At 70.4% G+C, this 19114-nt stretch carries 18 protein-coding genes and 2 pseudogenes; 7 read left to right on the top strand and 13 right to left on the bottom strand.

Translation table 11 applies throughout. The features are described 5' to 3' along the window. The first annotated feature begins 92 nt into the window (after window positions 1-92). A complete protein-coding gene (locus ESO89_RS15965) occupies window positions 93-686 on the top strand; it encodes a DJ-1/PfpI family protein (RefSeq protein WP_128906431.1) in 594 nt (197 codons plus the stop codon). 72 nt (window positions 687-758) lie between these two features. Beyond that, entirely contained in the window at window positions 759-1187 is a 429-nt protein-coding gene (locus ESO89_RS15960) for a DoxX family protein (RefSeq protein WP_128906430.1), read from the top strand. Window positions 1188-1580: 393 nt separating this feature from the next. Here ESO89_RS15960 and ESO89_RS15955 read toward each other — a convergent pair. Next, window positions 1581-1895: pseudogene (locus ESO89_RS15955) on the bottom strand (CBS domain-containing protein); the annotation flags it as partial. Between the two features lie 73 nt (window positions 1896-1968). Here ESO89_RS15955 and ESO89_RS15950 point away from each other — a divergent pair. Beyond that, window positions 1969-2445, top strand: coding sequence for a universal stress protein (locus ESO89_RS15950; protein WP_128906429.1), 477 nt, complete (start codon window positions 1969-1971; stop codon window positions 2443-2445). 6 nt (window positions 2446-2451) lie between these two features. On the opposite strand, the gene ESO89_RS15945 is transcribed toward ESO89_RS15950, so the two are convergent. From ESO89_RS15945 to ESO89_RS15930, 4 genes and pseudogenes are all read right to left on the bottom strand, one after another. After that, the gene (locus ESO89_RS15945) at window positions 2452-3126 is read right to left on the bottom strand and encodes a DJ-1/PfpI family protein (RefSeq protein ID WP_128906428.1); all 675 of its coding nucleotides are present in this window, start codon (window positions 3124-3126) and stop codon (window positions 2452-2454) included. Window positions 3127-3184: 58 nt separating this feature from the next. Next, window positions 3185-3886 (bottom strand): SCO family protein, encoded by a 702-nt coding sequence (locus ESO89_RS15940; RefSeq protein WP_128906427.1) that lies wholly within the window; start codon window positions 3884-3886, stop codon window positions 3185-3187. Between the two features lie 71 nt (window positions 3887-3957). Further along, window positions 3958-4188 (bottom strand): annotated as a pseudogene (locus tag ESO89_RS15935) (urease accessory protein UreH domain-containing protein); the annotation flags it as partial. Between the two features lie 99 nt (window positions 4189-4287). Then, window positions 4288-4791 carry a winged helix-turn-helix transcriptional regulator gene (locus ESO89_RS15930; protein WP_128906426.1) on the bottom strand — a complete coding sequence of 168 codons (504 nt, stop codon included), beginning with the start codon at window positions 4789-4791 and terminating at the stop codon, window positions 4288-4290. A gap of 114 nt (window positions 4792-4905) precedes the next feature. On the opposite strand from ESO89_RS15930, the gene ESO89_RS15925 reads away from it, so the two are divergent. Beyond that, window positions 4906-5253, top strand: a complete 348-nt coding sequence (locus ESO89_RS15925) for a DUF7471 family protein (protein ID WP_128906425.1) — start codon at window positions 4906-4908, stop codon at window positions 5251-5253. Window positions 5254-5277: 24 nt separating this feature from the next. Here ESO89_RS15925 and ESO89_RS15920 read toward each other — a convergent pair whose 3' ends face one another. From ESO89_RS15920 to ESO89_RS15910, 3 genes are read right to left on the bottom strand one after another with little or no spacing between them, the layout of a single operon-like run. Further along, entirely contained in the window at window positions 5278-6141 is an 864-nt protein-coding gene (locus tag ESO89_RS15920; protein ID WP_128906424.1) for an ABC transporter permease subunit, read from the bottom strand. After that, window positions 6138-6995, bottom strand: coding sequence for an ABC transporter ATP-binding protein (locus ESO89_RS15915; RefSeq protein WP_128906423.1), 858 nt, complete (start codon window positions 6993-6995; stop codon window positions 6138-6140). The genes ESO89_RS15920 and ESO89_RS15915 overlap by 4 nt, the downstream gene beginning before the upstream one ends. Beyond that, window positions 6988-9144: a NosD domain-containing protein gene (locus ESO89_RS15910; protein WP_128906422.1), complete on the bottom strand. Its 2157-nt coding sequence runs from the start codon at window positions 9142-9144 to the stop codon at window positions 6988-6990. Before ESO89_RS15910 ends, ESO89_RS15915 begins: the two co-directional genes overlap by 8 nt. Before the next feature lie 106 nt (window positions 9145-9250). On the opposite strand from ESO89_RS15910, the gene ESO89_RS15905 reads away from it, so the two are divergent. Continuing rightward, on the top strand, window positions 9251-9820 hold the full coding sequence (locus ESO89_RS15905; protein ID WP_128906421.1) for a nitrous oxide reductase accessory protein NosL: 570 nt from the start codon (window positions 9251-9253) through the stop codon (window positions 9818-9820). 2 nt (window positions 9821-9822) lie between these two features. Here the strand turns inward: ESO89_RS15905 and carB are convergent, their stop codons facing one another. Then, window positions 9823-13113, bottom strand: a complete 3291-nt coding sequence (gene carB, locus ESO89_RS15900; RefSeq protein WP_128906420.1) for a carbamoyl-phosphate synthase large subunit — start codon at window positions 13111-13113, stop codon at window positions 9823-9825. 287 nt (window positions 13114-13400) lie between these two features. Between carB and ESO89_RS15895 the strand changes: the two genes are divergently transcribed. Beyond that, window positions 13401-14411, top strand: a complete 1011-nt coding sequence (locus ESO89_RS15895) for a hypothetical protein (RefSeq protein ID WP_128906419.1) — start codon at window positions 13401-13403, stop codon at window positions 14409-14411. 78 nt (window positions 14412-14489) lie between these two features. Here ESO89_RS15895 and ESO89_RS15890 read toward each other — a convergent pair whose 3' ends face one another. From ESO89_RS15890 to ESO89_RS15875, 4 genes are all read right to left on the bottom strand, one after another. Next, a complete protein-coding gene (locus ESO89_RS15890; RefSeq protein ID WP_128906418.1) occupies window positions 14490-14705 on the bottom strand; it encodes a hypothetical protein in 216 nt (71 codons plus the stop codon). Between the two features lie 187 nt (window positions 14706-14892). Next, complete coding sequence (locus ESO89_RS15885) at window positions 14893-15426, bottom strand: DUF5815 family protein (RefSeq protein ID WP_128906417.1); 534 nt, start codon at window positions 15424-15426, stop codon at window positions 14893-14895. 82 nt (window positions 15427-15508) lie between these two features. After that, window positions 15509-17731, bottom strand: a complete 2223-nt coding sequence (locus ESO89_RS15880; protein WP_128906416.1) for a CDC48 family AAA ATPase — start codon at window positions 17729-17731, stop codon at window positions 15509-15511. 243 nt (window positions 17732-17974) lie between these two features. After that, complete coding sequence (locus ESO89_RS15875) at window positions 17975-18658, bottom strand: histidine kinase N-terminal 7TM domain-containing protein (RefSeq protein WP_128906415.1); 684 nt, start codon at window positions 18656-18658, stop codon at window positions 17975-17977. A 140-nt stretch (window positions 18659-18798) separates the two neighbouring features. On the opposite strand from ESO89_RS15875, the gene larC reads away from it, so the two are divergent. Continuing rightward, a partial coding sequence (larC, locus tag ESO89_RS15870) for a nickel insertion protein (protein WP_128906414.1) occupies window positions 18799-19114 on the top strand: 316 nt, incomplete at its 3' end.

Raw genomic sequence — 19114 nt, 5'->3', positions numbered from 1 at the left:
TGAGAGTCGCCACCGAGAACACCCGTGGTATGACACCGCACGCCAGTATCGTTATTGGCTAGTAGCGCGTACGAGCAGGTGGTGCTACACACATGACAGGACAGCAGATACTGATGATCGTCGGCGACTTCGGGGAGGACTACGAGATCATGGTGCCGTTCCAGGCGCTTCAGGCGGTCGGCCACGAGGTCCACGCCGTCTGCCCGGAGAAGGAGGGCGGAGAGACGGTGAAGACCGCGGTCCACGACTTCCGCGGCGACCAGACGTACCTGGAGACCCGCGGCCACGACTTCGAGCTCACCCACGGGTTCGACGAGGTCGACCCGGCCGACTACGACGCGCTGGTCGTTCCCGGCGGGCGCGCCCCGGAGTACCTGCGGGGGTACGAGGAGGTGCTGAACGCGGTCCGACACTTCTTCGAGGCCGACAAGCCGGTCGCGTCGATCTGTCACGGCCCGCAGATCCTCGCGGCGGCGGGCGTGCTCGACGGCTACGAGATCACCGCGTACCCCGCCGTCAGGCCCGAGGTCGAGGCCGCCGGCTGCTCGTGGGTCGACGGCGTGACGACCGACGGGAACCTCGTCACCGGGCAGGCGTGGCCGGATCACCCCGAGTGGATCGCGCAGTTCCTCGAGCTGCTCGGCACCGAGATCGACCACGAGGCGACGGCTGCGACCGCAGACTGAGACCGCCGCGGTCTCCGAAGACGGTTCGGTCCGCCACCGCGATTTATGGGGTGCGGCCGCGTTGTGAGTCCCATGAGCGACGACGAACCCACAGAGACGACCGACGGGGCGGCCGACGAGGCGGCCGACGCGGGCGAGGCGCCCTCGCGGCTCGGCCGCGTCCTGCTCGGGGTCGGCCTCGCCGCGCAGGCCTCGGAGGACTTCCGCGACATGGAGGACACGATCGAGTATGCGGAGTCGGCGGGGGTGCCCGCGCCCGACCTCGCCGCCCCGTTCGCGTCCGGGATGATGGTGGTCGCGGGCGCCGGCATCGCGCTCTGGCGGCTCCCGCGGATCGCGACCGGCGCCGCCGTCGCCTTCCTGACGGTGGTGACCGCGACGATGCACGACTTCTGGAACGCCGACGAGGACGACAAGAGCGGCGAGCGGCTCGCCTTCTTCGGCAACCTCGCGATGCTCGGCGGGGCCTTGGTGTTCCTGCGCGAGGCGTACGAGAAGTGACCGAAGACGTTGGGAACGGTTCCGGAGTCCCCGTCGTTCGTTTATAAATCGGTGCTGGCGGATCGACGGTGACCACCGCCAAAGCCCCAGCCGCTCGGTACTACGCGATCGGTGACACGACGGTGACCACCGCCAAAGCCCCAGCCGCGAGGACTCGATGGGCTCGCTGCGGTCCTCGGTCGCTCGCGTTGCTCGCTCCCTGTGGTCCTTGCGTCGCCCGTCTTCGCCCTCGCGGCTCCCCCTTTGAGTCCCACCCCGCACAGCGACCGCACCGCAGCCTCACGCCTCCCCAGCCTCGTCAGTCGCCTCCGCTTCGCTCCGGCGACTGACTCCCTCGCGCGTGCGACTCGCAGCCTCGCGGCTGCTCGTCGGCACGCGCCACCGCGTTATCGCTTATAAATCACCGGCGTCCAGCGGGTCCTCCAACTGACCCATCACGGCCTCCATGGCGTCGGTGGCGGTGAGCAGTCCGACGACCTCGCCGTCCTCGATGACGAGCGCGAGCTCCTGTGACTCCGCCTGAAACTGATCGAAGGCGTCGCTGACGCTCGTCGCCGCCGAAATCGTCATCGGCGGGGCGGCGATCTCCTCGAACGTCAGCTCCCCAGCTCGGAGCTCCTCGAAGCGGCTCACGATCGAGGGCGCGTAGACGATCCCCTCGAAGTCGCTCAGGTCGTCGCCGACGAGCGGGAATCGACTGTGCGGCGTGGGTGCCCCGAGAACGACACCGATCGCGATCCCACCGACAGCGTATTCATCCCTCGCACGCAACCGTTCGGACATGACTCTCGTCGTGGTCCCGGTCCGGTTCCCGCCGTCGTCGCACTCCGAGGCGACGCTGCGGGAAGCCGTCCGCGTCGCCGAGGAGCGCGACGCCGACCTCACGATCCTCCACGTTGACCTCTACCAGAACTCGGGGGGCGTCTCCCGCAGCGACCTGAAACGCGCCGTCGAGCAGCGGATCGGTCGGCTGGACCGCGCGCGGTACGTCGTCCGCCGGGGGTTCCTCGTCGAGGAGACCATCCTCGAAGAGATCGTCGCCGAAGGCGCCGACGTGGTCGTCATCGGCTCGAAGCAGGCCGGGCGCTGGCGGCGCATGATCCAGAAGCTCCTCTCGGACCCCGACATCGACTCGTTCCTCCGGGACGAGCTCGACTGCACCGTGATCACGGTCGAGGCCGACGGCGACACCACGACCAACGAGACCGACGAAAGCGACGACGACGCGCCGCTACCCGACGACGGCGCGGACGACTGATCGAACTCAGACGCTTCCGTCGTCGCCGGCGACCTCGTACCGACGCTCGTACTCGATGACGGTCGCGACGCGGTCGGCGATCTCCTCGCCGAACTCCTGTTCGACGAGATAGAGGGCGAGGTCGATCCCGGAGGTCACCCCGCCCGCGGTGAGCAGGTCGCCGTCGTCGACGACCCGCGCGTCCACGACCGTCGCGCCCGACTCGCGGAGTTCGTCGATCGCAGAGGCGTGGGTGACCGCGCGCCGACCGTCGGTGACGCCGGCCTCGGCGAGCAGCATCGCGCCGGTACAGACCGCGGCGGTCCGGACGCCGGCGGCGTGGTACTCGCCGAGCGCGCGCGGCACGTCGCCCTTCCGCGCCTCCGCCCACGCGCTCGCGTCCTCGTCGCGCGCGGTCCAGCCGCCGCCGGGGACGACGAGCAGGTCCGGCGCTTCGTCTCCGTCCGGGTCCGGGAGCACGCCGTCGACGCCGACGCGCGTCCCGTGGCTCGCGGTCACCCGCTCGCGCTCGTCGAGGGTGACGTACCGGACGCGACCCGGTCGCTCGGCGGCGGTCGCGTCGTCACCCGACTCGCCGATCGACTCCTCGGCGGCGTAGCCGAGCGCGTAGTCGAACACCTCGTACGGGCCGATCCCGTCCAGTTCGTCGAACCCGTCGTACAGCAGAATATCGACGTTCACCGTCGGGTCGTACGCGCTCGGTCGTCATGTGCGTTCCCCTCGCCGACCACTAACCGACTCACTCGTCTGCGAACGCCTCGACGACCGTCTCGATGTCACCGGCGACGCGGTCGCGGTCGATCGTCTCGCCTCGGTAGGCGCGCTCGACGACGCCGTCCGGGTTGACGAGCAGGGTGAGAACGATGTGCGTGAAGTCGTACCCCTGCAGCCGGTCGCTCTCGGCCGTTCGCTCGAACCCGATTCCGAGCCGGTCCCCCACGACGGCTTTCGCTCGCTCCGGGGTCTCCGGCCGGAGGTAGTGCCAGTTCCCCGCGTCGAGATCAACCCCTATCGACTCGGCGTTGTCGCGGAGCGCCGCCTCGTCGTCGCGCTCGGGGTCGAACGTGATCGGAAGGAACAGCGTCTCGTCAGGTATGCCCGCGTCGGCGACGCGTCGTTGCACCGCGACCAGTCGTCGGAGGAGGATTCCGCACTCCGCGGGACAGAAGGTGAACACCCCGGTGACGATCGCGGTCCGGTCGATGGCCTCGCTGTCGACGGTGACCCCGGCGATCGGGTCCCGTAGTTCGAACGGGGGCAGCGGCTCGCCGTACGCGGGGTACGCGAGGTCCTCGCTGTCCGCGATCTGGTCCTCCTGCGGGTCGAGCACGACGCCCTCCGGCTCACCGCCGAGCGCGGACGTGCACCCGGCGGTCGCGCCGATCGTCGCCGCGCCGACCGTCGCCTTGCCGATCCCGCCGAGCAGCGCTCGTCGTCGCATACAGAAATCGACGGCTTACGGGCGCATAACCGGTCTGGTGCGGGCGTCGAACGGCGCCGCGCGGTCCCCGTTCGTCCCCCGCCACCGCCGGCGCCGTCCGCCCGCATCCGGTCCGCGTACGTCGAGACCAGCGGTCCGCACATCCCGAGACAGTGGGCGCCGCCGAGGAGCCCGACGAGCAGGAACACGCCCAGGCTCAGCGGCTCGGCGGAGCGGATCGTTCCGGTCGGTTCGCACGTCGCCGTCGCGGGAACGCGCGCCGCTCGGCCCAGCCAGTCGACGACGCCTCCCAGTTCGCGCATGGTCGCTCGGTCGCGCGGAACGGTCCTAACGGGTCCGGTGCGATCGGCGAACGGGACGGCGACGGGAGGGGGAGGAGACGGCGGGCAAGGGGGACCCGTTCACTCGAACAGGCTGTCGACGGTGCGGACGAACCGATCGACGATCCGGTCCGGGAGCGACGCCGACACCTCGTCGAGGAGCGCCGCGGTCCGCTCTGGACGCGCGAGCGAGAGGCGCATGGGTCGGTCGTCGGATTTCTCGACGATTCCGCTCTCGACGAGGTTCGAGACGTGCCACGAGACGGTGCTGCGCGCGAGGTCCAACTCGTCCGCGAGCTCGGCCGGCCGGGTCGGGCCGGCGGCGTGGAGTCGGACGAGAATCCCGCGGGCGGTCTCCCGCCGCAGGAAGGCGAGCGCTCGCCGCTCCCACGGATCGAACGTCGGGTCGAAGTAGTGGGCGCGGCCGCCGATCCGCTCGACCGCGACTTCGTCGTCGCGGACGAGCCGGCGGAGGTGGTACTGGGCCTGTCCGGTGGCGATGTCGAGGTCGCGGCTCACCCGGTTGAAGTGAACGCCCGGCGTGTCGCGGACGTGCCGGCGGACGCGGGCTCTGGTGTCCGGCATGGGTGCGTGCCGTCCCCTACCGGATCGGTATTTAAAACGGTCGCGGGCGTTCCCTCCGCGCGGGAGCGGTCGGGGCGTGTATTCTTGTCGCCCGCGACACTACGGCTCGATAGCGTGATTCCGATTCCCGCGAGCGCGACCGTCGGCGGGTGGGGCGTAGAGGGATCGCTGCCGCTGCTCGCCGTCGTGTTCGTCGCCGGCGTCGGCACCGGACTCCTCTTTCTCGTGAGTCTCGTCGCGTACCGCCGCCGCCGGAGCGCGCAGTACGCGCTTATCAGCGTCGCCGTCGGCGCCCTCCTCGCCCGGTCGGTCGTCGGGGCGGGCACCGTCCTCGGCGTCGTGCCGATGCCGGTCCACCACTTCCTCGAACACAGCCTCGACTTCCTGATCGCCGCGGTCGTCCTCTACGCGGTGTACGCGCACGCACCGGGAGCGGTCGGCGACGACGCGGCGTCGGACTGACCGGAGTGCGGATCGGTCACCGTCTCAGCCGCCGAACCCGCCGCGGATCTCCTCAATGGTGGCGTCGACGCGGCGGCCGTACGCCAGCGTCGCGCCCGCGACGACGGCGCCGAGGACCGTCCAGCCGACCAGCGCGGCGAGCGCACGTCCCGTCGCGACGAACCCCCCCTCCGGCGCGAACGCGACGCCGATCACGTACTCGAAGACGAGCCCGCGAAACGCCCCGTTCGGCGTGAGCGCGAGCGACTCCGGGATCGTCGTCGGCGAGGCCCCGGCGGCGAGCGATCGGAGCAACGCGAGGTCGCCGCCGAGCACCCCCGCGACGAGCGCGAGGACCCCGAGCGCGATCGCGCTGCGGCGGCTCGCGGCGAGCGCCGAGACGGCCGCCGCGAGCGACACGTACGCCGCGCCCACCAGGAGGGCGAACGCGAGGAACCGGACGAACAGCGCCGGCGAGTCGACGCCGGCGTGGGTCGCGAAGATCCCGGTGTCCGGCGCGGCGGTCAGCCAGACGCCGCCGCCGACCAGCGCGTACGGGACGCCCACCACGGCGACCAGCGCGACCGTCCGCGCCAGCAACACCCCGACGACGTACTCGCCGATGCGCACCGGGTACGTCCGGATCACCGCGAGTTCGCCGCTCTCGGCGTCGGAAAGCAGCGCGCGGTAGCCCAACACCACCGCGACGAGCGGGACGAGCACCTCAGTCGGGAGGAGCAGATCGACGACCGCCGGCACGAACCCGGTCGCGCCGCCGCCGCCCACCGCGAGGAGGCCGGCGACGACGAGGAGCAGCCCGACCGCGAGCACGCCGTAGCCGGGCGTCCGGACCACCGTCGCCAGCTCGCGCCGGAACACGGTCGCGACCCCGGTGAGCGGGCCGGTCATCGGTCCGACACCCCCGTGACGTGGACCGCCGGCTCCGTCTCGTCGCCGTCGCCTCCGGTCCCGTCGCTCCCGTCTTCGTCGCTTTCTCCGTCCTCGCCGCCCCCTCCGTCCTCACTGTCCTCGTCGCCCTCTCCGTCCCCGGAGCCCTCAACGCCCGCCCGCTTCCCCGTCTGTCCCGTCACGGCGCGGTACAGCCCCCCCGCGTCGGCGGCGCCGTACTCGTCGAGCAGCCGGTCCAGCCGGCCCGCGGCGGCGATCTCCCCGCGACGGAGGAGCACGACGCGGTCGGCGTGCTCGTCGACGAGGTCGAGCGCGTGCGAGCAGACGACGACCGCGGTGTCGGCGTCGGCTCGCTCGGCGGCCGCGCGGAACGCGCGCTCGCGCATCCCCGGGTCGAGGCCGCTCGCCGGCTCGTCTAAGGCGACGAGCGAGGGGTCGCCGAGGACCGACTGCGCGATACCGAGCAGGCGCCGCATCCCGCCCGAGAGCGCCTCAACCCGCCTGTCGCCGGCGTCGGCAAGACCGACCCGTTCGAGCGCCGCGTCCGGGTCGTCGCCGACGAGCCGCGCGTAGAACGCGAGCGTCTCGCGGGCGGTGAACCCCTCGCGGAACGGCACCCGCTGCGGGAGGTACCCGATCGGCTTCGGGCCGGTCGCGCCGGGGAGAGTCACCTCGCCCGCGGTCGGCTCCGTCGCGCCGACGAGGACCCTGAGCAGGGTCGACTTCCCGGAGCCGTTCGGGCCGACGACGGCGGTGACGCCGGGCTCGACCGCGAGCGACACCGATTCAAGCACCGGCACGCCGCCGTACGTTCGGGCGACCCCCGAGAGGGCCGCGACGGGCTCGTCAGACATCCGCGACACCTCCCGCCGTCGGCGCGGGCGTCGGCTCGGTCGGTCGCGCTCGCGGATCGATACTCCCGCCCGTCGCGTTCTCATCGCGTGTGTCCATCGTCGTGGTCTCGGTGTCCTCATCAAGTTCGGCGCGCCAGTCGGCGCGGACAGCCCCCGCGTTCGGACCTCGCCCCGCGTTCGGATCTCGCCCCGCGTTCGGACCTCGCCCCGCGTTCGGATCGAGCGCGGCGTCGACCCTGTCCGGCGAGTACGGCTCCGCCGCCGGCGCCGGATCGATGATGCTCCCCAAGCGCGCCCCGGGGACCGTCCCGCGAAGGCGGTCGAGGAGGGCGACCGCGGGCGACTCGCGTACGCCGACGGCGGCGACCTCGCGGTGGAGCGCGGCGTCGACCGGGGAGGTCGGACGGTAGGCGCGCTCGCCGGGCTCGTGGACCCCGACGTTCGCCCCCTCCCAGTAGTTGCCGCGGTCGCCGTCGGCCCAGATCCGGAGCGCGCCCGCCCCGGCGGCCGCGTGGTCGGCGTTGCCGACGAAGTCGTTCGCGACGATCCGGCTCGACGGAACGACCGTGGTCGCGCGCGCGCCGAGCCCGTTTTCGGCGACCACGTTGCGCTCGTACAGCGACCCCCGCGAGCTGGTCGAGAAGCCGAGCTCGTTGTCGACGAGGGTGTTGTACCCGACGTACGTTCGGGTGCCCGACGCCTGAACCCCCGCGCTGGAGTTCCGCACGTCGTTGCCGACGATCGCGTTGCCGGAGGGGCGCGTCATCACGGTGACCCCGCCGAACAGCTCGTTGCGGAACGCGTTGTCGGCGATCAGCGCGTCGCCCGTGTACATGAGGTGCGTCCCGTACCGGTTGTCCGCGAACGTCGAATTCCGGACGACGGAGCCGTCGGCGCGGTGGAGGTAGATCCCGTCGCGGCCGCCCGCGAACCTGCTGTCCGTCACCGTCACCCGCGACCCCATTCCCGTGATCCCCATGAACCCGTCCCGCCACTCGTCGGTCCCGTCGACGCGGAGCTCTTTGACCACCGCGTGGGAGCCCTCCCGTAAGAGCAGGCCGCTCGCGTTCGCCTCGACCGTCACGTCGTCGACGACGAGCCCCGGCGCGCCGATCGCGCGGACCCCCGCGTCGCCGTGGCCGTAGCCGAGCTGGATGTTGGTGTCCCACACCTCGTCGCCGCCCGAACCGCCGTCTCCACCGCTGCCCGCTCGGCCCTCGCGCGCCGCGTCCGGGTCGCGCGTCTGGCCCCCGCTTCCGTCGATCGAGAGCCCGGTGATCGCCACGTCCGGCGCCCGCACCGTGATCACCGACCCGTTGCCGTCGCCGCGAATCCGCGCGCCGTCGCCGGCGATCGTGACCGACTCGTTCACCGTCAGGGTCTCCTCGTATGTCCCCGGCGGGACGACGACGGTCGTGTTCGCCGGCGCGGCCGCGACCGCCGCCGCGACCGTCGGCGCGTCCTCCCCGACGACAACCGAGACCGGCCTGTCGGCGCGGCGCTCGGCGGCCGCGATCCGCTCGTCGGCCGCAGCCCACCGCTCGGGGGCCACCGCGCGCACCGTCGCCGCGGAGTCGGCGTCGAACGACCGGCCCCGGACCGTCTCCCAGTCGACCGCCCGTCCGCCGTGATCGGCGACGAACGCCTCGGCGGCGTCCCGTTCGCGGAACGGAACGACCGTCTCGCCGGCCGGGCTCCGGGCCTCGCTGTCGACGACGTACACCGCCTCTCCCGCCGGCGTCCACTTCCCGGCGAGTTCCGACTCGAACAGCCCGGTGCCGGTGGTTCCCGGCCGTGCGTCGTCGAACGTCTCGACGTAGGCGGCGATCGGATAGCCGAACTGGCGTTCCGTCCGGTCGTCGTCGAGCGTCGCCGCGAACGACTCGACGCCGTTGTAGCCGACCACGTACTGGAGCTGCGAGTAGAACACCTGCGTCCGGGGAACCCTCGCCGATCCCGCCATCAGCGCGTCGGCCTCCGAGGAGAGCCCGAGCTCGACTGCGTCGTCGTAGGCGACCGGCGACGGCGCGGCCGCCTCGGGATCGGCGGCGAACGCCCCCGCCGTCGCGACGGCGGCGACGAGGAGGAGCGCGCCGAGCGCGATCCGGGCCGCGAGCGGCGGGTCGCCGTAGGGATCGAAACGCGCCACGGACGACCTTCGATCGCGCGGGGTTTATCGGATCTGGTTCGTTCCTCGAACGGGCGGTTGAATCGGTTCCGAGGGCCTAAGGCGGCCGTGTTCGAACTGACGATCGATGACTCAACTCGAACGACCGTCGACGTCGCGTCGGCGTCTGCTCGCCGGCGTCGGCGCGGGCCTCTCGCTCGCGACCGCCGGCTGTCTGGGCGACGAGAGCGCGTCGATCACGCCGATCTCCCTCGACGGAGAGCGCGCGTGCGACCAGTGCGGCATGATAATCGAAGACCACCCCGGCCCGGTGGGACAGCTCCACTTCGAGGACGGCGAGCCCGAGGGCGGGCGGCCGGGGCAGTTCTGCAGCAGCGTCTGCACGTACACCTACCGGTTTGACGCCGAGGACGCGGGACGGACCGTGCGGGCGGCGTTCCTCACCGACTACTCGCTCGTCGACCAGGAGGCGTTCCGGGAGGGCTCCGACACGATGTTCTCCTCGCACGTCGGGAGCGAGGCGTTCTCGCGGACGACCGACCTCACCGTCGTCGCGCGCAGCGAGGTGGTCGGCTCCATGGGACCGGAGCTGATCCCGTTCAGCGACGGCGACGACGTGGACTCGTTCGTCGGCGGGTACGGCGGCGAGCCGATGTCCGCCGAGGACGTGGACCGGGGAACGCTGGAAGCGCTGTAGGGCTACTCGCTCGCGCCCCAGTTCTCGACGCGCTTCGGCCGGTCGGAGACGGCCATCACGTCGAGGTCGTCGGCCTTGTGCTCGATGGCTTCGAGCGCGGCCTTCGCGGAGGCGTGCGTCGAGAAGTAGGTGATCTCCTCCTCGACGGCGACCTCGAGCAGGTCGCGCTGCCGGGAGACGATGAGGTCGATCTCGCCGCGCTTCGCGGCCTCGATCAGATCGGTCGCCTCGCTCAGCTCGAAGTGCTCGGCGTACCCCGCGACGAGGGCCTCGCCGGCCTCGGTGTCGGGGTCCGGGAACTCGTCGGCCGAGAGGTCGACGACGGCGGTGCCGGACTCCGGGATCGGCTTGCTCGTCGCGTCCTGCGCCTTGTCGTACGCCTTGCCGAACGAGCGGGCGGTGCCCATCACCTCGCCGGTCGACTTCATCTCCGGGCCGAGCCGCGGGTCCGAGCCCGGCAGGCGGTCGAACGGGAGGACGACCTCCTTCACGCTGCGGTGCTCCGGGATCTGCTCGTCGGCGTCGAGGTCGTCGAGCGTCAGGTCGTCGGTCATCACCTTCGCCGCGAGCTTCGCGATCTGGACGCCCGTCGCCTTCGAGACGAACGGGACCGTCCGCGAGGAGCGCGGGTTCGCTTCTAACACGTACACCTCGCTTTCGGCCTCGTCGTCGCCGACGCCCGTCACCGCGAGCTGGACGTTGAGCAGGCCGACCGTGTCGAGCGCGCGGGCGATGTCCTCGGTCACCTCGCGGACCCGACCGAGCGTCTCGTCGTCGAGCGAGCGCGGCGGGATCATGCACGCGGAGTCGCCCGAGTGGACGCCCGCGCTCTCGACGTGCTCCATCACGCCGCCGATCAGCACGTCTTCGCCAGAGCGAGACTCCGTCTCGCTTGCAGGCGCGTGCGACGCGTCGACGTCCGCGACCGCGTCGACGTCCAGTTCGACCGCGTCGTCGAGGAACTGGTCGACGAGGATGGGCTTGTCCGGCGAGACCCGCACCGCCTCCTCGATGTACTCCTCGAGATCCGCGTCGTTCTCGACGACGCGCATCGCGCGCCCGCCGAGGACGTAAGAGGGGCGCACGAGGACGGGATAGCCGATCTCGTGGGCGAGTTCGAGCGCCTCAGCCTCGCTCGTCGCGGTGCCGCCCTCGGGCTGGGCGACGTCCATCTCGTCCATCAGGACGTTGAACCGGTCGCGGTCCTCGGCGAGGTCCATCGCCTCGACGCTCGTGCCCAGAATCTCGCAGTCGAGCCCGCGGCGCTCGATCTCAGCCTGAAGCGGTTCGCCCACGTTGACGGAGGTCTGCCCGCCGAACTGGACCATCACGCCGTCCGCGCCGGTCGTCTCGATCACGTCGGCGACCTCCTCGGCCGAAATGGGCTCGAAGAACAGCCCGTCGGAGGTGTCGTAGTCGGTCGACACCGTCTCGGGGTTGTTGTTGACGACGTGCGCGTCGATGCCCAGTTCGCGGAGCGCGCGCACCGCGTGGACCGCGCAGTAGTCGAACTCGACGCCCTGCCCGATGCGGATCGGACCGCCGCCGACGACCACCACGCTCTCCACGTCGGGATCGACGCGGACCTCGTCCGCGGCGCCCGCGGTGTCGGCGCCCCCGGTGTCGTCGCCGGCGAGGAACTCCGGCAGGCGCGCGGAGTAGTAGTACGGCGTGGACGCCTCGAACTCGCCCGCGCAGGTGTCGACCTGTTTGTACGTCCGGTCCGGGACCTCGCTCTCGACCTGCCCCACGTCCGCCTCGACGCCGCCGGCGGTCGCGGTCGCGGCGATCTCCGCGTCGGTGCGGCCGATCATCGCCGCCTCGGTGAAGTCGCCCTCGGCGGCCGCGGCGGTCCCGTCGGCGATCTTCTCGAACCGCTCGACGTACCAGCGGTAGATGCCGGTCAGCTCGATCACGTCGTCGGCGGTGTAGCCGCGGTCGAACGCCTCGAACATCGCGTACGGGCGGTCCGGGCTCGGGCGTTCGAGGTACTCCGACTCCAGCTCCTCGTCGGACACCTCGTCGAAGTCGACAGCGGGGTCGTACTCGGAGGAGCGCAGCGCCTTCACCATGCTCTCCTCGAACGTCCGGCCGATGGACATCGCCTCGCCCGTGGACTTCATCGCCGTGCCGAGCTCGAAGTCCACGTCGTCGAACTTGTCGATGGGCCACCGCGGCACCTTCGTCACCACGTAGTCGATGGCGGGCTCGAAGGCGGCGGTGGTCTCGCCGGTGATCTCGTTGTCGATCTCGTGGAGCCGCTTGCCGAGCGCGACCTTCGCGGTGACGCGGGCGATCGGATAGCCGGTCGCCTTCGAGGCCAGCGCGGAGGACCGCGAGACGCGTGGATTCACTTCCACGACGCGGTACTCGCCGCCGGGGGTGCCGTCGTCGTGCCACGCGAATTGGATGTTACAGCCGCCCTGAATACCGAGGTCCCGAATCACTTCGAGCGCCGCGTCCCGCATCTCCTGGTGCCCGTCGTCCGGGATCACCTGCGAGGGGGTGACGACCGTCGACTCGCCGGTGTGAATCCCCATCGGGTCGATGTTCTCCATGTTGCAGATGATGATACAGGAGTCGTCGGCGTCCCGCATCACCTCGTACTCCAGCTCGACCCACCCCGAGATCGACTCCGTGACGAGCACCTCGCTGTTCCGCGAGAGGCGGAGCCCCTTGCGGACGCGCTCGACCAGCTCCTCGAACTCGTCGACGACCCCCGAGCCGGAGCCGCCGAGGGTGTAGGTCGTCCGGGAGATGACGGGGAGGCCGCCGACCGCGTCGACCGCCTCCTGTACGCGTTCGCGGAAGTACTCCTCGTCGAAGTCGGTGACCGATTCGTCCTCGTCGAGCGAGATGGTCGTCGACTTCGGTACCGGCTGGCCCAGACCTTCCATCCGCTGGCGGAACAGGTCGCGGTCCTCCGTCGCGTAGATGGTGTCGAGCGGCGTCCCCATTACGTCGACGTCGTACTCGTCGAGAATCCCCTCCTCGGCGAGCTCGGCGGTGACGTTGAGCCCGGTCTGGCCGCCGAGCCCCGCGATGACGCCGTCGGGCTCCTCGATCCGGATGACCTCCGAGATCGCCTCCGGCGTGATCGGCTCGATGTACACCCGGTCCGCGGTCTCCGGGTCGGTCATGATCGTCGCCGGGTTCGAATTCACTAAGACGACCCGTGCCCCCTCCTCCTGCAGGGCGCGACACGCCTGCGCGCCGGAGTAGTCGAACTCGGCCGCCTGTCCGATCTGGATCGGTCCGCTACCGATGAGTAGTATGGTCCGGTCCTCGCTCATTACGCGGACGGAATACGCTCATCGTAATAAGGTCGGCGATAGAATGCGAATCTCGCAGCAACTTTGCGATTTTCGCAAGTGATCTCGTACCACGGTGATCGGTACGGAGCACCACGGCGATCGGTACGGCGCACCACCGCGATCGGTCTGTGGCGTCCCGTCGCACGTCGGCAGACACCGTGAACGCGGTCGTCGGCGCGCGGTTCGATCGACGCGTCTGCCGAATCGACGGTTTGAGACGCCCACCACAAGGGATTTACAGGGATGTCGGAAAGTCCGGAACGGATATGACCTGTTCCCGCCGCCGCGCCCTCCAACTGCTCGGCGCCTCCGCCGCGACCGCCGCGACCGCCGGGTGTCTGGGCCCCGGCAGCCTCGATTCGTACGCGCTCATCGGCGACCAGCTGGACCTCTCGTCGATCGAGCGGCCCTACCTGTGGCCCGACCCGACGGCCATCGACGCCGTGACCCGCGTCGACTTCACGGCCGAGGCCAAGACCGCGTCCCTCTCGGAGCTGTTCGACACCGGCAGCGTGACCGTCAGACAGTGGCCGCTCGTCGGACGGGACTCGTGGGGAACCGAGACGAAACCGCGACCGACGTTCCTCGAACGCGACGGGACCTTCTACGAGGTCCGAATCGCCGAGGAACGCCACCTCGAACGGAAGCGGTGGCACGTCGCGGTCGAACGAACCGACGAGAGCCCGCCCGACGACGCGACGGTCGCACGCCCCCCGTTCGATCTCTCGACGCAGGACGAGCGCGTGCTCGACGCGGCGCTCGACGCGGTGTACGCGGGCAACGACGGCTTCCTCGGCGACCCCGAGTTCGACGAGCTACAGGCCGTCGAGTTTCACCACGGGATCGACGCCGAGGCCAGCGACCTCGTCCCGTCGCCGCCGTTCGAGTTCGTGGAGTACGAGGACCAGTACTTCCGGCCCGTCGCGGAGCGACGGACGGTCCGCGTTCCGGAGTGGACGTACACCGTCAACGAGATCGCGGACACCCGGGTCGAGTTCGTCGAGTACGCGAGAGAGGCGATCGTCGAACGCGACCTGAACGCCGCCGGACTCTCGGAGCCCGCTCAGGGAGTGGTTGACGACGCCATCGCCGAGGACCCGCGCCGCTACGAGGAGGGCGCCCCGCCCTCGGACGGGCTCGCCGACGCCCTCAACGCGCTCGGGATCGCGGGCGACCTCCAGCCGATAGACGACTACGAGGATCGGGTCGATTTCCGGAACGTCGTCGCCGAGTACCGAGACGGGGTCTACCGGTTCGACCTGATCGTCACGCCGTAGGAGCAGTCATGCGTCGCGCCGAACGATCGGACGATCGCCCCTCGACGCGGGCGGCGATTCTCGGATACCGAGCCGCGCTCAGGTTTCGAGCCGGTACCGGTAGGGCCGATCGGCGATCACCTCGACCTCGCCGCGCTCGGCCCAGCGCCCGAGCACCGTGGCGACGCGGTGCGGGCTGTCGATCTCGTCGCACTCCCCGGCGAGCGCGAGTATCTCCCGCGCCGTCAGCGGCTCGTCGGCCTCGGCGAGCACGCCGCGTATCCGGTCGTACCGGTCGTATTCGCCGGCACTCATGCGTCTTACGTACGGTCCCCGAATATATAGGGTTCAGTGAGACAAGAGTCGGACAAACGTCTGACACGAGGGGCGTGACGGTCGTTCCCGGCGGTTTGACCGCGCTTGGGACGCGAGTTCGACCGCGCCTGGGACGCGAGTTTGACCGCGCTTGGGACGCGATCTTGAACGGGTCCGAAGGCCGCGCTCAGGCGTACGGGTCCTCGGCTTCCAGATCGCGTTCGGCGCGATACTGGTCAACGAACTCGCTCACGTCGAACTCGACCATCTCCGCTTCGAACGCCGAGAGCGCCTCGTCGTCGTCGGCGTGGCTCACGGCGTGTTCCATCAACTCGACGACGAGTTCGACGACGATCTCGTGAAGCCGGCGGGAGTCGAAGTCGGTTACCCACGCCATCGCGTACCCCACGTCGGCGTTCTCGCTGGCGTCGTACGCGACGACGGCCTCCGGGAACTCCTCTAAGACCACGCCGAGCAGGTGCGGCGTGTCGAACTCCGGCATCTCCTCGCTCGTGGTCTCGATCGCCTCGCGAAGCACCTCGACCAGGAAGTCCGGGAGGAACCGCTCCGGGGGGTGCACGTCCATCACGACCGCGTGCGTCTCGCCGCAGTCGCACTCGAACTCGCGCATCCCCAGGTCCAGCTCGCCGGACGCGATCGTCTGTCCGCACGGCAGCTCCAGCGTGTTCTCGTCACCGCCGGGGACGCGGGGCTGGGACATACCCGTCGTTGGGTGCTGTCGTGGTTAAAAGGCGCGGAACGGGACCGGGCGCGCGGCGTTGACACCGCGAACGCGACGCCGCCTACTGGAACCCGATCCGGCCGCCGGTGTCGCGGAGCGACTCGCCGCCGCCCCCCTTGAACTGCTGTTCGACGTCCTCGTAGTACGCGAGGATGTCCTCGGTGATGGTCGGCCGCACCGACTCCATCGCGCGCCGGAAGTGTTTCATCTCCACCTCCTCCGCGTCGTCGGCGTCGCGGAGCGCCTCGATGGCGGCCTCGCGGGCGATCCCCTCGAGGTCGGAGCCGACGTAGCCGTCCGTGATCTCGGCGATCTCGCGCAGGCTCACGTCGGGCGCGAGCGGCGTGTCCGCCGTGTGGATATCGAGAATCTGCTTGCGGCCCTCCTGATCCGGCTGGCCGATCATCACGAGCCGGTCGAACCGACCGGAGCGCAGCAGCGCGGGGTCGATCATGTCGGGGCGGTTGGTGGCGCCGATCACCATCACGTCGCCCATGTCTTCGAGCCCGTCGAGTTCGGTGAGCAGCTGGTTGACGACGCGCTCTGAGACGTTGTTCCCCATCTCCTGTCCGCGCGAGGGCGCGAGGCTGTCGAGTTCGTCGAAGAAGATGATCGTCGGGCTCACCTGTCGGGCCTTCCGGAAGGTCTGCCGGATCGCCTTCTCCGACTCGCCGACCCACTTCGAGAGCAGTTGCGGCCCCCGAACCGAGATGAAGTTCGCGTTCGTCTCGTTGGCGACCGCCTTCGCCATCAGCGTCTTCCCGGTACCGGGCGGGCCGTACAGCAGCACGCCCTTCGGGGCGTCGACGCCCATCCGGTCGAACTTCTCGGGGGAGGTGAGCGGCCACTCGACCGACTCTTGGACTTGCTGTTTGGCGTCCGGGAGCCCGCCGACGTCGTCCCACGAGATCTTCGGGAGCTCGACGAGCACCTCGCGCATCGCCGACGGCTCCACCTCCGTGAGCGCCCCCGAGAAGTCGTCGCGCTTGACGATCATCCGGTCGATCAGGCTCGGCGGGACCTCCTCGTCGTCGAGGTCGATCTCGGGGAGGTACCGGCGGAGGGCCTTCATCGCGGCCTCCTTCGTGAGGCTCTCGATGTCGGCGCCGACGAACCCGTGGGTCTCGTCGGCGAGGTGGTCCAAGCTCACGTCGTCCGAGAGCGGCATCCCGCGGGTGTGGATCTGGAGGATCTCCTTGCGGCCCACCTCGTCGGGGACGCCGATCTCGATCTCGCGGTCGAAGCGCCCGGGGCGACGGAGCGCGGGATCGACGCTGTCGACGCGGTTGGTCGCGCCGATGACGACCACCTGCCCGCGGGTTTCGAGCCCGTCCATCATCGTCAGCAGCTGGGCGACGACGCGCCGCTCGACCTCGCCGGTCACGTCCTCGCGCTTCGGCGCGATCGAGTCGAGCTCGTCGATGAAGATGATACTCGGGCTTTCCTCTTTCGCGTCCTCGAAGATCTCCCGGAGCTGCTGTTCGGACTCGCCGTAGTACTTCGAGATGATCTCCGGGCCGGCGATCGAGAAGAACGACGCCGAGGTCTCGTTGGCGACCGCCTTCGCGAGCAGGGTCTTCCCCGTGCCCGGCGGACCGTGCAGGAGGACGCCCTGCGGCGGCTCGATGCCGAGCTTCGAGAAGACCTGCGGGTGTTTCATCGGCAGCTCGACCATCTCGCGGACGCGCTGGATCTCCGACTGGAGCCCGCCGATGTCCTCGTAGGTGATGCCGCCGCCGGTCTTCTCGAATCCGGAGATCGGCTCCTCGCGTAGTTCGACCTCGGTGTCCTCGGTGATCAGGCAGACGCCGTCGGGTTCGGTCTCGACCGCGATCAGCGGGATCGCCTGCCCGGGCGACCGCATGAACGGGTGGTTCGTCGAGGACATCACGGGGACGATATCGCGCTCGACGACCGGCCGCTTGAGTATCTGGCGTTTCACCATGCCGGCGGCGTCGGAGCCGAACTGGACCGACGCCTCCTCGGGCGGGGCCAACACGAGCTTGTCGGCCTTCTCGGCCTCCGCCTTCCGGATCGTCACGCGCTCGCCGATGCCCACGTCGGCGTTCTGGCGGGTGAAGCCGTCGACGCGGACCGTGTCGGTGTTCCAGTCCTGCCGGTCCGCGCGCCAGACCTTCGCGGCGGTGGTCTCCGCGCCCTCGATCTCGATGATGTCGCCGGGCGAGAGCTTGAGGTGCAACAGCGTGTCGGGGTCGAGCCGGGCGATGCCGCGCCCCGAGTCGTTCGGGTACGCCTTCGCCACTTCGAGTTGGACTTCGTTCATTGTTCCTCGCGGAGGTTACCCGTAACTGCACCCGGTTCGGGAATAAGCCTGTTGCCCCCGTCGGCGCCGCCGGCTCCGGCGGCGGAGCCGGCCGTCACACCGATCTGTGTCATCATGTAGCACGGTACGGCGTCCGCAGTTAAAACCTCGTCGTATGCGTGCGTTTTCGCCGTCTTCGGTGTCGGTCGAAAGCGGGGCGGAGCCGCCTGCGCGCCGCGGGCCGCGCCCTCGCGGCGGTCGCGCTCACGACGGCCGGGCTTGGACGACGCCGACGACGAGGAGGCCGGACGCGAGGACGGGCGCCGCCGCTCCCGACCCGGGTGCCGCAACGTTGCTCGCGACGACCGCGAGGGTCACGGCGGCGGCGTTGCCGGCGTACGCCAGCGCGCATCGCCGGTCACGACGGGGGCCGCGCGACCTCGCGAACAGCCACACGCCAGCCGTGAACAGTCCGGCGACGAGCAGGGTGTGCGCCCAGTACCCGGCCGTGGCGACGACGGCGGTGGTGTCGAAGACGGTCGTAGTCTCGGCGAGTCCGCCCCAGTACAGTCCGTGGACCGGCGTCGTGACGACCAGCCCCACGTCCACGCCGACGACGAGCGCGACGGCCGCGTACACCGGGGGCCGGCTGAGCGTCGACGGCGTGCTGTGCGCCGTGCTGGCGAACAGGAACCACCCCAGACCGGCCACCGACGCCCCGACCAGCGACAGGAGGAAGAAGTACGCCTGCGTCATCGGTTCCGGGGCGAACGGCCGGAACGCCGCCGTTCCGCTCCAGATCGCGACCCCGATGGCGAGGACGCCGAACGAGAGGCCGTTATCGCTCTCGCGGTGCGCGATCGCGGTCCGGAGGCCCGGGCCGACGGCGACGAGCGCGGCGAACGCCCCGAAAGCGGCCGCGACCGATCCCATCGTGGAGGGAGACATACCGTCAGGTGTTAACCTGCGGTATTAGGGTTTTTCATCCGACAGAACTGTTTCGCCCGGTCGGCCGACGCCGGGTCCCGCCGCCCCGGTGGAACCGCCCGATCAGGGGGTATTTGTTCCTCGCTGGCCTCCGATACGCCATGCGAACGCTCGTCTTCGACGGCCGGACCGGCGCCGCCGGCGACATGATCTGTGCCGCGCTGATCGCGGCCGGCGCCGACCCCGACATCCTCGCGCCCGTGCCCGATCGGCCCCCGATCCGGTACGAGGTCGGCGAGACGACCAGAAACGGGCTCCGGGCGACGACCGTCGACGTGCTCCTCGACGGCGACGATCGCGAGCGCGACCACTCGCACGAACACGGTCACTCGCACGAACACGACCACGACGGTCACTCGCACGAACACGACCACGACGGTCACTCGCACGAACACGACCACGACGGTCACTCGCACG

The sequence above is a fragment of the Halorubrum amylolyticum genome (assembly GCF_004114995.1).
Taxonomy (GTDB): Archaea; Halobacteriota; Halobacteria; order Halobacteriales; family Haloferacaceae; genus Halorubrum; species Halorubrum amylolyticum.
The sequence above is the reverse complement of the archived record's forward strand: the minus strand, read 5'-3'. Positions and strand labels throughout refer to the sequence as shown.

Excerpts from the sequence above, each read along its gene's own strand:
- ESO89_RS15965 (WP_128906431.1), top strand. The coding sequence starts at position 93 with ATGACAGGACAGCAGATACTGATGATCGTCGGCGACTTCGGGGAGGAC.
- ESO89_RS15960 (WP_128906430.1), top strand. The coding sequence starts at position 759 with ATGAGCGACGACGAACCCACAGAGACGACCGACGGGGCGGCCGACGAG.
- ESO89_RS15950 (WP_128906429.1), top strand. The coding sequence starts at position 1,969 with ATGACTCTCGTCGTGGTCCCGGTCCGGTTCCCGCCGTCGTCGCACTCC.
- ESO89_RS15940 (WP_128906427.1), bottom strand. The coding sequence starts at position 3,886 with ATGCGACGACGAGCGCTGCTCGGCGGGATCGGCAAGGCGACGGTCGGC.
- ESO89_RS15930 (WP_128906426.1), bottom strand. The coding sequence starts at position 4,791 with ATGCCGGACACCAGAGCCCGCGTCCGCCGGCACGTCCGCGACACGCCG.
- ESO89_RS15920 (WP_128906424.1), bottom strand. The coding sequence starts at position 6,141 with ATGACCGGCCCGCTCACCGGGGTCGCGACCGTGTTCCGGCGCGAGCTG.
- ESO89_RS15915 (WP_128906423.1), bottom strand. The coding sequence starts at position 6,995 with ATGTCTGACGAGCCCGTCGCGGCCCTCTCGGGGGTCGCCCGAACGTAC.
- ESO89_RS15905 (WP_128906421.1), top strand. The coding sequence starts at position 9,251 with ATGACTCAACTCGAACGACCGTCGACGTCGCGTCGGCGTCTGCTCGCC.
- carB (WP_128906420.1), bottom strand. The coding sequence starts at position 13,113 with ATGAGCGAGGACCGGACCATACTACTCATCGGTAGCGGACCGATCCAG.
- ESO89_RS15895 (WP_128906419.1), top strand. The coding sequence starts at position 13,401 with ATGACCTGTTCCCGCCGCCGCGCCCTCCAACTGCTCGGCGCCTCCGCC.
- ESO89_RS15890 (WP_128906418.1), bottom strand. The coding sequence starts at position 14,705 with ATGAGTGCCGGCGAATACGACCGGTACGACCGGATACGCGGCGTGCTC.
- ESO89_RS15885 (WP_128906417.1), bottom strand. The coding sequence starts at position 15,426 with ATGTCCCAGCCCCGCGTCCCCGGCGGTGACGAGAACACGCTGGAGCTG.
- ESO89_RS15880 (WP_128906416.1), bottom strand. The coding sequence starts at position 17,731 with ATGAACGAAGTCCAACTCGAAGTGGCGAAGGCGTACCCGAACGACTCG.
- ESO89_RS15875 (WP_128906415.1), bottom strand. The coding sequence starts at position 18,658 with ATGTCTCCCTCCACGATGGGATCGGTCGCGGCCGCTTTCGGGGCGTTC.